This is a genomic window from Nocardia gamkensis NBRC 108242 (assembly GCF_001612985.1).
In the GTDB taxonomy this organism is placed as follows: Bacteria; Actinomycetota; Actinomycetes; order Mycobacteriales; family Mycobacteriaceae; genus Nocardia; species Nocardia gamkensis.
On sequence record NZ_BDBM01000020.1, the window covers coordinates 132,308 to 145,174 of the forward strand.

A 12,867-nucleotide genomic window follows, 5' to 3' on the forward strand; every position below is an offset into this window, starting at 1 on the left:
CTCGGATCCACCCGTTCCCAGAACGAACCCGGCCCGTCGTTCGCGACGAGCCGGGTCCTCGCTCGCTAGGGTCGAAACCGTGACCACCGCCTCGCAGACCCCCGTGGAACTCGACACCGTCGCCGAGGCGACCACCCGCCTGCTCGACACCATCCGCGGCCTCGACGAGCGCGCTGTCGCCGAACCCTCCTCGCTGCCCGGCTGGACCCGCGGCCACGTCATGGCCCACCTCGCCCGCAACGCGGACAGCCTGGTGAACCTGCTGCTGTGGGCCCACACCGGCGTCGAAATCCCGCAGTACGCCAGCGCTTTCCTGCGCGACAGCGACATCGAAGCGGGCGCGCCCCGCCCGCTCTCCGAGCAACTCGCCGACAACGAGGTCGCCGCCACCCGCTTCCTCGGCCTCGCCCGCTCACTCACCGACGACGCGTGGCAAGCCCAAGTCCGCACCCGCCAGGGCCGCCCCATCCCCGCGACCGAAGTCCGCTGGATGCGTCTGCAAGAGGTCGAAATCCACCACGTCGACCTGAACGCGGGCTACACCCCCGCCCAATGGCCCGCCCCCTTCGTCGCCCGAATCCTCCCCCAGGCCACCGCCGACCTCACCCGCCTCACCGCCGACACCCCCCTCGCCCCCTTCACCCTCCACTCCACAGACTCCGACTTCACCGCCACCATCGGCCCCACCCCCGCCACCCACACAATCTCCGGCCCCGCCTCCTCCCTCGCCGCCTGGCTACTCGGCCGCAGCCCCGGCTCCGACCTCACCGGCGACCTGCCGAACCTCCCCGCCTGGAAATAACCCCACGAGCGGCACACCGCTGCGGCAGCGGCCGAGAAGACCGTTCCATGGGCTGCCACTTGTGAGCGTCGGGCCTGACCTCAACGGTAAGCTGAACTGGTGGGTGTCGGAGAATTAGAGGCACTGGCAAGCGCGCTTCGAAGGTCCTGGTCTGCAGACACGAGCAGCACCCGAGACTGGACGGAAGGGAACGGCGCGAAGGGGCAGTGCGCAGTTACCGCATGCGTCGTCCAAGACTATCTCGGCGGGGATATTCTCAATACGGTTGCCACATTGCCGGGAAATGAAACGGTATCGCACTACTTCAATGTCGTAGATGGCGAGATAATCGACCTTACCCATGGGCAATTTCCTGCGGAAACGACCTTCACTGAGCCGAGAGCAAAGCGGGGTCGACATGCCTCCACCCGCGCGTATTGCCTTTCATACGAAAGCACTCGCCTGCGATACGAAACGCTTCGCAGACGGGTTGCCGAATATGTTCACACAGACGAGCAACAGCAGGGTCGGTGCGGCCTGACCGTCACCACGGCCGACTGGCGGTAGTGGCGTTATCGCAGCCTCAACGCGCCATCCACACCTCGAGGAACGATCGCGCCTCAGGAACCGACGAGTACGACCGTAACGTGTCAACAATCTCGCCGAGCGCGGTTTGGAGACGGGTCGATGCGATAGCTCGAAAGTCTTCGAAGCCAGCGGACAATGTGCCGCAACCGTCGGCAAGAAGACCGGCTCGAATCAGGTTTTGTGATAGGCGAATCTGCCAGGCAGCCCGTTCACGCGGGTAAGCCGTGGTGCCGTTGATGGCGGATCGTAGGTAGGCCCCGGCTGCCTTGTGATCGCTCAGGCGCATGAAGGCCAGGCCAGTCAACCCGCTGAGCTGAGCCTCGGACAAGTGGGCGAGATAGTCAGGGTCGTTTCCTCTGGTCGATTCAAAGGCACGGTGCGCCCGGCTCACAGCGGCCACCATAGCTGCCCGGTCACCAGTGAAGCTGTGGGCTTCGGCTTCTCGAATCGCTGCCAATGCCCGTAGTTTCGGTCCTCCGTCGCGCCGAGCGGCGAGTTGGGCGGCTTCGGCTAGCTGGACCCCTTCCTTGGGTCGGGCGCCGTCGCGGTATGACAGCAGGCACGCGTTGATCCAGGCATGGGAGGCGGCGATACCATCGCCTGCCGCCGTGGCGGCCTGCGCGGCGTCGGCGTAGTAGCGCCGAGCCTCGCGCCAACGGCCCGCGTCATAGTGGACCCAGCCCGCAGCGGTCATCATCTCGGCGCCTGCGCCGGTCAGCGCTCTGCCGACTTGGTCGGTGTAGCTGCCAGAGTCCAACAGCTGCTCGACATACCGCACTTCGTTGGCAGTGATCGAGCACAATCGGTCACCTCCGCCGATCAACTGAAGTTCGTGGATATCAGCAACACTGCGGATGATTCGCTCGACTTCCGTTCGACCAACCCGGCCCCTCGGCTCGGCGACCACAGTAGTGGAAGATGGTCCTCGGCCTGCCGACATGGCGATACCAGCACCGACTGTTCCTGTTTTGAAGAACTGGCGTCGGTTCACGTCCGCCTCCTCATCCGAATCCACCGCCAGTATGGCAAGCGGAACCTGCAGCGCTCTTGCCACACGACGGAGAACTCGCACATCGTAAACCGCTGGACCATCGTGTTCTAGCTGTGAGATGGCTGGCTGTGTGAAGTGAATCAGTGCGCCGAGTTCCGCCTGTGTCATTCCGGCGGATTTGCGGATTCGGCGGATTGTCTCACCCGTCGTCATATACATCGTCGCCCCCCTACTACGCCGCATGTCAGTGGTCGTTGCCCGACAGGACCATGTCTACCAATATCTTTCCGAGCCTCTGGACCATATACCGATTTCCGTATTCTCCAGAAGGGTTCGGTATCAAGCCGGAATCGGGCGGTTTTTCAGCCGTACGGTCCGCTCGGTACCCGGCATCGGGCCGACGCCGTAGCCAGCGCGGCGCACCAGCACGCCAGAGTGGCGAGTCGGTGGCGAAAGCCCCCGGTGCTGGGTACCAACCGACCATTCAAAACCAGAGGAAGCGCTGCGCGTTATGCCGACCAGTTCTCTTGCCATGTACCAACTTCTCGCCATGTGCGACGAAGCCGCTCACCAGGCACCCACTGTGCCGTTCACGATCCCCCAAGCCCACACGGTGATGCGCTATCACCTTGCTTGCCGTGCGAAGTGCTGCCCTCGCAAAGCCGCCGCACTACAGGTTCTGGTCGATGCCGGACGAGTCGTGCCGTCCACGACGAAACCCTGGTAGCCAGCTTGCCCACTGGCGGCCTCAGGGACGATCGCCGTGCAGGAACCGGGGAAGAAGATCCAGCCGACGAGAGGCCGGGAGGCGTGCGAAACAAGCTGCCGTCGGGAGTCCGCCACATTCACGTCGAGTTCGGCGCACTGACACTGGATTATCAGGCGAGCGCGGCGCAAGCCCAGCAGGTTGCCGACGCGCTGACCAGGCACTCCGACTCGAGGCTCATCGTGACCGTCGATGACAACGTGCGAGTAGATCTGCCGCCGCTGCCCTGCGCTGGACTGTGGGACTGACAGCACCCCCGGCAAGCCCGGCATCAATGACCAAATCCGAAGGGAGCGTTGTGACATCACCCGACCGCCCGAAGCATCCAGAAGACGCATCCTGGCTCGTCCCTTCCGTCGAAGACCACAAAACCTTTGTGCAGGCTGAAGGGAAGCTGGCCGAACACCTGTGCAATGTTCACCTGTTGGATCTCACGCCCGAGCGCGCCGGGCAACTGCGGAATATCCATGCCGAGCATCGGCCGGACGACTGCCTGGTACATCTGGCGGCGGCATATCTACTGCTCGGCGAGGACTGCGTCTGACAAGCGCGCAGGCAGGGTGCCGGAGCGACGTCGGGGGAGCGTACTTCCCGTTCCCAGCAAATGAGGCCGCGGGCGACGGCGGCTCACCGACCTATGCGGGTTGGCGAACCTCGACATCAACCGCACCGTTGGATGTGAACCAATCCAGCAATTCCGGCCCGTCCAGCAGGTTTGGACAGGCGACACCGATGTCAACAGGCCCGATTACCAGGCCGCTCGCTCCGTCGACAGCACAGCCCGCCAGCCGAGCACCCGAGAGTCGTGTTCGATCGAATACGCACTCGCGGAGGTCGGCGTCACGGAGATCCGATCCGGAGAACGAGGCTCGGCGCAGGCACACCCCACGGAGATCCGCGCCGAGGAAATCGGACTGGCTGAAATCCGCTCGCTGCATGTCGGCGTCGCACAGCTTCGCGTACCGCGCGTGACAGCCACGCCCCTGGACCTTCCGAAGATCGGCTCCGCTCAGATCAGCTTCCGACAACCGCGCCCCGGCAAGCCAAGCGGTGTACAGATCGGCTCCGACAAGCAGCACTCGGTCCATCGCGGAGTCACTGAGCTCTGCGCCGATTAGGTCCAGCCCGGACAGGTCCGAACCCGCGAAATCCAGCCCGTTGCCATTGAGGAGTGACGACGTCGTCTGCTTCGCCGACGGGCGGGCGGTAAGCCTCTCCAGATAGTCGGACAACGCCCGGTGAGCCAGCGGGTCCTCGGGCCAACGACGAACGCTACTCAGCGAACGACCGGCCATAGAATGATTTATCGTGACCATATTCAGTGTGGTCGACCCATTCGCCATCCACGTATTTCTCGAAACATGCGCCGAGGAAGCAAATGAATGCATCGGTCATATCCTGGTTTTCGGGAAGGTACGGCGTGTCCGAATCCGGGAACAGTTCTCTGCATACATCGTTCAGCCGGTGCAGGTCCGGAGAGTCTTCTGGCCACAGCTTCGAAGGAAGGCGTTGCAACCCGGCATAGTTCAAGAACTTCCGCACCTGCGCCGCACGCCGGTCGGGATCGACCCATTTCCCCCATTCGATCTGCTCGACGGGTACGCCGAGGTCCATGGTCAACTGCTCGTCATTCCCCACGCCTAGCTCCTTCTCGTCATGGTCCGAACAGGTCAGTGTCGCGCGTGCACGGTCACCGGGTAAGGAACATCATCGGCCGTCCACACGGCAACTGGGCCAGCCCTCAGCACTATCAGGGAGCATGTGCACAGCCGAGTATCTAGCCGCAAACAAGAAGTGAGACAGGGGTTCGTATGGCTGACGAAGTGTTCGAGGTAGCGCCGGTCGCGCACGTCATAGGTGGCCGACGTGAACCGACCGATGATCACTGGGCTGGCACCGAGGCGATCATTCGCGTCGACGACCCCCGGTTCACCGAAGAGTCGGTACAGGGGTTGGAGGAGTTCAGCCACCTGGAGATCGTGTTCCGGTTCCACCTCACCGACCCAACGGACTTGCACTTCGGTGCGCGCAGCGCACGCGACAATCCCGAATGGCCGAAGGTCGGTATCTTCGGGCACAGGAACATGCGGCGCATCAACTGGCTCGGCGTCTCGCGCTGTCGCCTGCTCCGAGTGGACGGCCTGGACCTGCACGTCGCCGAGCTGGACGCCGTCGACGGCACGCCCGTGCTGGATATCAAACCCTGGTTCGCGGAGTTCGGCCCTCGCGGAGACGTCCGGCAAGCTGCATGGTCCACGGAAATGCTCAAAGACTACTTCTAGGTCGCAGACAGAAACTCGAGCGCCGGTTCGTCCATCGCACTCTCGCTCAGCTGGTGCAGGAGGCGCGCCCCGACCGCTCCGGCTGCATGATCCGCGCACCTCGTGCGCGACGTTGTTGTTCACGATCTGCGTGGGGGCGGCGACGGTGTAGCGCATCCTGCGGCACAGTTCGATCACCGTGACGACGGGCACCTACATAGACGTGATCGACGCCGTGCAGCGCGACGCGGCGACGGGCATGGACGCGCTGTCGAGTGAGACTGTCGTCAATGGTGTCGTCAGAGATGCGAGAAGGCCCCTCCGTTGGTACCGGAGGGGCCTTCTACCTAGGTGCGCCCGAAGGGATTCGAACCCCTAACCTTCTGATCCGTAGTCAGATGCTCTATCCGTTGAGCTACGGGCGCAGGTGTTATTCAGTTGTACCCGGTTTCCCGGGCTTGGCGGAGGCGAGAGGATTTGAACCTCCGGTCCCCGTGAAGGGACAACTCATTAGCAGTGAGTCCCATTCGGCCGCTCTGGCACGCCTCCTGGAGCCTTCTCTTCGAGGGCACCGGTCCTTTCGAACCGCCGAGCCAAAAGGTTACAGGAGCTACCGTCCAGATCACAAAACGGCTGGTCAGCGTAGGTTACTGTCGAACCAATCGAAGATTCTGGTCTGGGAATCGACCGCATCATCCCCGTCGTCCGCGTCGGAGGTGTCGGCGCGGTGGTGCGATCCGGGGTAGGTGACGACCAGGCTGGCGACCGCGGCGCGAGCGGTGGCGTCCCGCAGCTGGTCGACCTGGGCGGGCGGGGTGGCCGGGTCGTCCACGCCGAACAGGCCGAGCCACGGCGCCTGGAGGTTCGGAGCGGCGCGCACCAGGGCATCGGCCTGCTCGGTGAGCGGCTCGATGATGCCGGGTGACGCGACGCTCACCGCGGCGCCGATCGGACGATTGGTCGCGACCAGGAACGCCGCGGTGCCCGCCGAATCGAAGCCGAGCACGCCGATGGTGTCGGGGAACACCCCACGCCGGGTGAGCCAGTCGAAGCAGGCGTCGAAGTCGTCGAAAAGCTCGTCGCCGAAGACTCCGCCGCCGGGTTGGCCGCCTCCCCGATGGAAGAGTTTGGGTGCGACAACCGTCCAGCCCTCGCCTGCCAGCGCGTCCATCAGGTCGCGTAATGGGCCGGTGAACTCGCCGGCCTCGTGCAGCAGCACGATCCCGCCGCGCGCGTTTCCTTCCGGCTCCACCACCGTGATGGGCACCTGCCCACCGCTGGACGGCCGCTCGTCTTCCTGGTCGCTCGCCCGCAGCGGGGCCGAATCGTCGTAGGTGCCCGACATGAAACCAGCGTAGGGCGCGTTGCCGATCTTCGGTAGAAATTGCACGTGAGGGCGTATAGACCAGAGATTTTCCGGTACGCCGATCGGGCTTTCCACGGCGCCGATTAGGGTTGGAGTGTGACAGCGCAGATCCGGCCGGACCTCGAATCGATCCCGGCGTACACCCCCGGCCGCAGCAATCCCGGCGCGGTCAAGCTGGCCAGCAACGAGACGACCGTCGGTCCGCTGCCCGCCGCCGCCAAAGCCATCGCCGAGGCGGCCGAGCTGGCCAACCGGTATCCGGACAATCAGGTCACCGAGCTACGCACGGTGCTGGCCGAGTTCCTCGGGGTCGGTTTCGAGAACGTCGCGGTCGGCTGCGGCAGTGTGGCGCTCTGCCAGGAGCTGGTGCAGATCACCTGCTCGTCCGCGTCCGACGAGGTGCTGTTCGCGTGGCGCTCCTTCGAGGCCTATCCGATCGTGACCAAGGTGGGCAACGCCACCGCCGTGCAGGTGCCGCTCACGCCGGGACAGGTGCACGATCTGGACGCGCTGGCCGCCGCGGTCACCGAGCGGACCAAGCTGGTCTTCGTCTGCAACCCGAACAACCCGACCGGCACCGCCGTCGGCAAGGCGGAGCTGGTCCGGTTCCTGGACGCGGTGCCGTCGCACGTGCTGGTGGTGCTGGACGAGGCGTACTACGAGTACGTCCGGCTGGCCGACCACCCCGACGGCGTCGAGATCGGCCGGAGCAGGCCCAATGTGGTTGTGCTGCGGACCTTCTCCAAGGCGTACGGCCTGGCCGGGCTGCGGGTGGGTTACGCGGTGGGCGACCCGGCCGTGATCACGGCCCTGCTGAAGGTGCACATCCCGTTCAGCGTGAACCGCCTCGCGCAGGCGGCGGCGATCGCGTCGCTGGAGGCGCGCCACGAATTGCTGGATCGCACCGACCTCCTGGTCATCGAACGGGCACGGGTGCGCGACGCCTTGGTGGCGGCGGGCTACCCGGTGCCGCCGAGCGAGGCGAACTTCGTCTGGCTGCCGCTGGGCGCGCGCAGCGCCGAGTTCGGCGAGGCGAGCGCGGCGGCGGGGGTGCTGGTGCGGCCGTACGGGACGGACGGAGTGCGCGTCACGATCGGCGACCCGCACGAGAACGATCTGTTCCTGAGCTTCGCCCGTGAGCCGGAGGTGCTCGCGCGGTTCCTGGGTTAGCGCACGCCGATCGCGGGTGCGATCGTCGGCCAGGAGAGGGCGAGTTCGTCCTCCCAGTACGGCCAGGAGTGCGTGCCGGTGGCACGGAAGTGCGCGGTGATCGGGATGCCGAGCGACCGAAGCCGGTCGGTGAGCCGCCGGGTGCAGGCGTTGGTCGCGGCCTCCAGCGGGCCGCCGAACGTGATGGCGCTGGGCAGGTCCACGTTCGGGGTGCCGGGCACGTCGTGCACGCCGGGCAGGCCGCTGCCGACGGACAGATAGATCGTCTTGCCGCGCAACGCGTCCGCGTGCAGGGTGACGTCGTGCGCCAGCCAGGCCGGGTCGTCCTGCTTGCCGAACATGTTGTCCGGCTCGCCCATGTAGGTGGCCACCACGGCGCGCGCCTGCGCCTGGCCGATGTCGGTGCCCATCGAGAAGCAGCCGCTGTGCGCCGCGATCGCCTTGTAGAGCGTCGGCTGACGGAACGCGAGCATCATCGCGGCCTCCGCGCCCATCGAGACGCCCATGACCGCGTTGGTGCCGTTGCCGTCGAACTTCGCGTCGATCAGCGGGGGCAGCTCCTTGGCGAGGAATGTCTCCCACTTGTTGGTGCCGAGCACCGGGTCGGCCTGCTGCCAGTCGGTGTAGAAGCTGGCCGGACCGCCGACGGTGAGCACGACGTTGACGTCCTTGTCCGCGTAGAAGCGGTCGGCGTGCCCCAGCTCGGTCCAGTTGTTGCTGTCGGGGCTCGCGCTGCGCCCGTCCAGCATGTACACCGTGGGACGCGGGCGTGACTGGTCGCGCGGCAGAAGGACCTGCACCTCGACCACCCGGCTCATCGCGGGTGAGGCGACGAAGACCCGCAGCCAGCGATCGTTGATCGGTTCGACGCGCTCGATCCGCGGCGTCGAGGGCTGTTTACTGGTCGGTTCGGCCGGACCCGGCCCGTCCGCGGACCCGGTGTTGACCGGCGGCGTATTACCGGGCGCCGCCGTGACCTGGGGAGCACCGAACGACACCGCACCGGAGACGAGTGCGGCACTGATCAGGGCGCTGGAAAGCCAACGCCGCACCCGGCGGTGACAGAGCATGCGAACCATCCTGCCAGAGACGTCGAGGGTGGGCCGAGGGCCATCACCATGTCGAGGAACACCCACCGCACTCAGCATGCGGCAGTGGCCTTTTGCCTGTGCCGAAGCGAACCACCCAGCCCTCGAAAGACAGACCCCGTCAACGGTACTCGGCACGGCGGATCCGGCTCCCCGTCCGGGCGATCCAGCAAATCCAGCAAATCACGGCACACCATCAGCACACCCGCCGTACGCTGAGCGCCGAGCCTTTTCGGAATTCGAACCAGGACGGGCATGATCGCGTATCCACACCGCTGGCGCCGAGGTCATCGCCCTGCGTTTCGGCGAGGTATGCGGACCGGCCGCCCGGTTCGCATTCGCGAAAGCCCTTCCGGAATCGAAATGATGTTCGGGCGGGAGCTATTTCACGGCATCTGCCCTGTGCGCCTTCGCGGGCCGCCCGCGACTCCAGCGGTACCGGCTGCGCTCACGCGCGAATTCTCCTGCTCGACTCGCCTGTTTCATCGCAGCACCTATGCCCGACCGGAGAAAACCGTGAATCCACTGTCACCCGTCTCCTCGATCGAGAACGAATCGGACACAGCGACTTTCCGCGCCGATCTGGAACGCCGGATGCGGGAGTGTGACGAGTTCTTCCGGCTGCCCGAATTGGCGCACCTGAGCGCCCAGCGCCGGCGCGGCGCGCTGGAGCAGCTCGAGCAGACCGGCTCCTATCTCCAGACCGCCGAGGAGATCCTGATCGGAGCCAAACTCGCCTGGCGTAATCACGCCCGCTGCGTGGGCCGCAAACACTGGCGCTCGCTGAAACTGCTCGACGCCCGGCGGGTGCGATCGGCACGCGATCTGGCCGAGATCTGCTGGCAGCATCTGCACATGGCCACCAACAACGGCGCCATCCAGTCGATGATCACCGTCGGGCCGCCACGGCAAGCGGACGGGCGCGAGTTCCGCATCGTCAGCCCGCAGATCATCCGGTACGCGGGCTATCGCAACGGGGACGGCACGGTCACCGGCGACGCCGCGAATGTCGAATTGACCGAATTCGCCATGAAGCTCGGGTGGCGCGGCGCCCGAACGCCTTTCGACATCATTCCGCTGCTGATCAGCACGCCGGACGAGCCTATTCGCTGGTTCGACATCCCGCCCGAGCTCGCACGCGAGGTGGAACTCGAGCATCCCGAGTTCGAGTGGTTCGCCGGCCTCGGCCTGCGCTGGCACGCGCTGCCCGCCGTGTCGAACATGAATCTCGAGATCGGCGGCATGACGTATCCGTTCGCGCCGTTCAACGGCTGGTATATGGGCGCCGAGATCGGCGCGCGCAATCTCAGCGACGCCAACCGCTACAACATGCTCCCGCTGATCGCGGAGATGATGTGCCTGGACACCAGGGCCGAGCGCAACCTCTGGCGCGATCAGGCCCTGGTCGAACTGAATCGCGCGGTGCTGTACAGCTTCCGCAAGGCGGGCGTGTACATCGTCGACCACCACACCGTCGCCAAGCAGTTCTGCGATCACGTCGAACGCGAGGAAGCCGCGGGCCGCGCCTGCCCCACCGACTGGTCCTGGATCAACCCGCCGATCTCGTCCGGGCTGACGCCGACCTTCCACCGCTACTACGACCCACCCGATCTGGATATCAGGCCGAACTTCGTCCGCCGGGATTTCAGCGCAGACGCCGCGGGATAACCGCTCATGCACTCCATGAGCACGGGTCGGCGACGAGTGGAGCGGAGACGGAGGGATTTGAACCCCCGGTCGCTCTCGCGACGCTCGCTTTCAAGTCGAATACCTTGCGTCCGCGCTGAGTCTGCGGGCGTCTGTGCTCCTGCGCGAACTGGTGGAATACCTCCGCAGGGGTTTTGTCGTGTCCGGGGAAGTCCGGCCGAGATGTGACACCCGCTGTGACAACGCCGGTGACTTCACTTCCCCCTGCTTCCTCATACTTGCCGCCCTCAGCGGAGCTCGGTCGTGTCAAGGGCGCTCTTTCCCTTGACTCGGCCGAGTGGAGCGAGACAATCGGCGTATGAGGAGGCAGGAACTCCCCCGCGTGATCCACTTCGGGTCCGCGGGGTTCCTCATTTCCGGAGCTCCACGAACGGGACCACAGCCGGTGGACCGGGCAGAGTGCCGGCCGATTCGCGCTCGGCTGCGGGAGGTCAGTCGGGTACGGCTGTCGTCGTGCCCAGCACTGCTCGGTTATTGCAAAAGCGGCCAATAGTGTCCTGGAGCGACATTGTGGGCGCAGGTGTGCCGCCGACGTGCCGACGCGCCGGGCTCCCGCCAGCGCAGCCAGGGTGCCCGTTGCGCGTCGTGGCGCGGCGGCGGCGCGCATGCGCCGCCGCAGGCGCTCTTGACTCTATATAGCCAAATTCGGCAACAACTCGCACAGCGCAGGATTCAGGCGTCCGTCGTGATCGAATACTCATTCACGATGACAGTGCGTTCAGCGGGCCAGATCGACTCGGCAACTTCGAGAACGGTCTCATCTTCGGACTTCGCGCAGTGCACGACGTGGACCACCGGCGAACCGGCGGCGAGGTCGAGAACCTCAAGTTCATCGGCAGTAGCAAGTCGGGCGATTAGCCGATCCTGAGCCTTTGCGTAGCGTTTGCCTGACAAGTCCTCGATGCAGAGGAATAGAGCTTTCGGCACGACGGTAGGAGTCTCTAGGTAGGTCCCGGCTGCGAAGTCCATTGGGATGTAGCTAGCGCCAATCTCCTCGGGCCGCCCTGTCTCCTTGTCGTACAGGTGCCTACGGCGAGTCACGACATGCGTAGTGCCTTCGGGAAAGAGGTCCGCGACGTGTGACGGGACGGGCTCGACACCAGCGAATACGATTTCGTGACGTAGATGCGGAGTAAGCAACTTCTGATCCGCACGCGCTCGGCCATAGTGCCTCCAGCCTGGACGCTGTAGCCGGTCAGTCTCCTTGACAAAGGAGCCGATGCCGTGTCGCGACACGATCAGCCCTTCGGAGCGAAGAACACCTAACGCCTGTCGGACTGTCGGCAGGCTGACACGGAACCTCTCCGCAAGCTCCGACTCGGTCGGTAGCCGTTGCCCTGGGCTCAGCGCTCCGGCTTCGATGTCGTGACGAATCGACTCTGAGATGCGCCGGTACTTCGGAGCAAAGGCGCTGGAGCTGCTGTCCACGTGAGTTCCTGTCTGTGCGGTATCCGTAGTTCCGGAGTCTAGTCTTAAAGAAGACTTGACCTCCATCGGGCTGGATGCTGTACTGGAACAGTCTTAATGAAGACGTTAAGACACTCCAAAGGACAAAAAACTCCCCGGCGGCTGCAACCACCGGGGAGCTGAAGACCAAAGCGGCTGCAACCGCTTCAGCTGATTTCCAGACTTCAGAGAGAGGTCCGAAGCCATGACCATGGTACTCCGTCGTTCTGTCGACCAGGAGCTTCGTCCGCCGCGCTTGAACTTCGCGGGTTTCTGCGTGTACTGCCTGGAGCGGTCCTGCGAGCGGGCGGGGTGCATCGAGAAGCACGCTCGTCTGGTGTGGCAGGTGTGCCCGGATTGCGGGGGCACGGAGTGGGTGCGTGGGCACATCGACCCGGATACGGCGACCGAGCGTTGCTTCTGCATCGGCGGTGTGTGCGAGGTTGCGCCTGCTGAGGCGGTGGCGTGATGAGCGAGGAGTTCGCGCGTCTGCTGCTGTTGGGTGTGGAGGCGTTGCCGGTTCAGGAGCGGTGGTTGCTGGGCTGGCTGTTGGCGCGGCCGAACCGGATGTCGATCGCGTTCGAAGAGGTCGCGGGGCTGGGGCCGGTGGGGTCGCGGGCGTTTCGGGAGATGGTTGCGCGGTGGCGGGAGTGCGAGCTGTTGACCCTGGCCTACAACGAGGAGCACGACGCCACTTTGTTGC

At 65.1% G+C, this 12,867-nt stretch carries 15 protein-coding genes and 2 tRNA genes; 9 read left to right on the plus strand and 8 right to left on the minus strand.

Annotated elements, in window-relative coordinates:
* Positions 1 to 79 precede the first annotated feature (79 nt).
* Positions 80 to 802 carry a maleylpyruvate isomerase family mycothiol-dependent enzyme gene (locus NG1_RS18360; protein WP_062972405.1) on the plus strand — a complete coding sequence of 241 codons (723 nt, stop codon included), beginning with the start codon at positions 80 to 82 and terminating at the stop codon, positions 800 to 802.
* A 99-nt stretch (positions 803 to 901) separates the two neighbouring features.
* Positions 902 to 1,348 (plus strand): YunG family protein, encoded by a 447-nt coding sequence (locus NG1_RS39240; protein ID WP_439956443.1) that lies wholly within the window; start codon positions 902 to 904, stop codon positions 1,346 to 1,348.
* A 16-nt stretch (positions 1,349 to 1,364) separates the two neighbouring features.
* Here the strand turns inward: NG1_RS39240 and NG1_RS35750 are convergent, their stop codons facing one another.
* Positions 1,365 to 2,579, minus strand: coding sequence for a helix-turn-helix domain-containing protein (locus NG1_RS35750; protein ID WP_168434195.1), 1,215 nt, complete (start codon positions 2,577 to 2,579; stop codon positions 1,365 to 1,367).
* A gap of 591 nt (positions 2,580 to 3,170) precedes the next feature.
* Here NG1_RS35750 and NG1_RS18370 point away from each other — a divergent pair.
* Positions 3,171 to 3,374 carry a hypothetical protein gene (locus NG1_RS18370; RefSeq protein ID WP_062972409.1) on the plus strand — a complete coding sequence of 68 codons (204 nt, stop codon included), beginning with the start codon at positions 3,171 to 3,173 and terminating at the stop codon, positions 3,372 to 3,374.
* A 26-nt stretch (positions 3,375 to 3,400) separates the two neighbouring features.
* Positions 3,401 to 3,670, plus strand: coding sequence for a hypothetical protein (locus NG1_RS36775; protein WP_157114107.1), 270 nt, complete (start codon positions 3,401 to 3,403; stop codon positions 3,668 to 3,670).
* A 91-nt stretch (positions 3,671 to 3,761) separates the two neighbouring features.
* Here the strand turns inward: NG1_RS36775 and NG1_RS35755 are convergent, their stop codons facing one another.
* Together NG1_RS35755 and NG1_RS37495 are read right to left on the minus strand one after the other, a co-directional pair.
* Positions 3,762 to 4,358, minus strand: a complete 597-nt coding sequence (locus NG1_RS35755) for a pentapeptide repeat-containing protein (RefSeq protein ID WP_168434194.1) — start codon at positions 4,356 to 4,358, stop codon at positions 3,762 to 3,764.
* A 40-nt stretch (positions 4,359 to 4,398) separates the two neighbouring features.
* The gene (locus NG1_RS37495; protein ID WP_062972414.1) at positions 4,399 to 4,764 is read right to left on the minus strand and encodes a hypothetical protein; all 366 of its coding nucleotides are present in this window, start codon (positions 4,762 to 4,764) and stop codon (positions 4,399 to 4,401) included.
* Between the two features lie 173 nt (positions 4,765 to 4,937).
* On the opposite strand from NG1_RS37495, the gene NG1_RS18390 reads away from it, so the two are divergent.
* Positions 4,938 to 5,408 (plus strand): SAM-dependent methyltransferase, encoded by a 471-nt coding sequence (locus tag NG1_RS18390; protein ID WP_062972416.1) that lies wholly within the window; start codon positions 4,938 to 4,940, stop codon positions 5,406 to 5,408.
* A gap of 331 nt (positions 5,409 to 5,739) precedes the next feature.
* On the opposite strand, the gene NG1_RS18395 is transcribed toward NG1_RS18390, so the two are convergent.
* The 3 genes from NG1_RS18395 to NG1_RS18405 all read right to left on the minus strand — a co-directional run bounded on the left by NG1_RS18395 (position 5,740) and on the right by NG1_RS18405 (position 6,732).
* Positions 5,740 to 5,812 (minus strand) — tRNA-Arg (locus tag NG1_RS18395).
* A gap of 34 nt (positions 5,813 to 5,846) precedes the next feature.
* Positions 5,847 to 5,936, minus strand: a tRNA-Ser gene (locus NG1_RS18400).
* Between the two features lie 88 nt (positions 5,937 to 6,024).
* Positions 6,025 to 6,732 (minus strand): dienelactone hydrolase family protein, encoded by a 708-nt coding sequence (locus tag NG1_RS18405; RefSeq protein WP_062972456.1) that lies wholly within the window; start codon positions 6,730 to 6,732, stop codon positions 6,025 to 6,027.
* Positions 6,733 to 6,849: 117 nt separating this feature from the next.
* Between NG1_RS18405 and hisC the strand changes: the two genes are divergently transcribed.
* Complete coding sequence (hisC, locus tag NG1_RS18410; RefSeq protein WP_062972418.1) at positions 6,850 to 7,923, plus strand: histidinol-phosphate transaminase; 1,074 nt, start codon at positions 6,850 to 6,852, stop codon at positions 7,921 to 7,923.
* On the opposite strand, the gene NG1_RS18415 is transcribed toward hisC, so the two are convergent.
* On the minus strand, positions 7,920 to 8,993 hold the full coding sequence (locus tag NG1_RS18415; RefSeq protein WP_062972458.1) for an alpha/beta hydrolase: 1,074 nt from the start codon (positions 8,991 to 8,993) through the stop codon (positions 7,920 to 7,922). The two genes, hisC and NG1_RS18415, sit on opposite strands and share 4 nt — an antisense overlap.
* A 612-nt stretch (positions 8,994 to 9,605) precedes the next feature.
* On the opposite strand from NG1_RS18415, the gene NG1_RS18420 reads away from it, so the two are divergent.
* A complete protein-coding gene (locus NG1_RS18420; RefSeq protein ID WP_062972460.1) occupies positions 9,606 to 10,679 on the plus strand; it encodes a nitric oxide synthase oxygenase in 1,074 nt (357 codons plus the stop codon).
* A 711-nt stretch (positions 10,680 to 11,390) separates the two neighbouring features.
* On the opposite strand, the gene NG1_RS18425 is transcribed toward NG1_RS18420, so the two are convergent.
* Entirely contained in the window at positions 11,391 to 12,146 is a 756-nt protein-coding gene (locus NG1_RS18425) for a GntR family transcriptional regulator (RefSeq protein ID WP_062972419.1), read from the minus strand.
* Between the two features lie 223 nt (positions 12,147 to 12,369).
* On the opposite strand from NG1_RS18425, the gene NG1_RS18430 reads away from it, so the two are divergent.
* Entirely contained in the window at positions 12,370 to 12,633 is a 264-nt protein-coding gene (locus tag NG1_RS18430) for a hypothetical protein (RefSeq protein ID WP_062972422.1), read from the plus strand.
* Positions 12,633 to 12,867 (plus strand): hypothetical protein (locus NG1_RS18435; protein ID WP_157114108.1); only part of this gene is annotated, 235 nt, incomplete at its 3' end. The genes NG1_RS18430 and NG1_RS18435, both read left to right, overlap by 1 nt.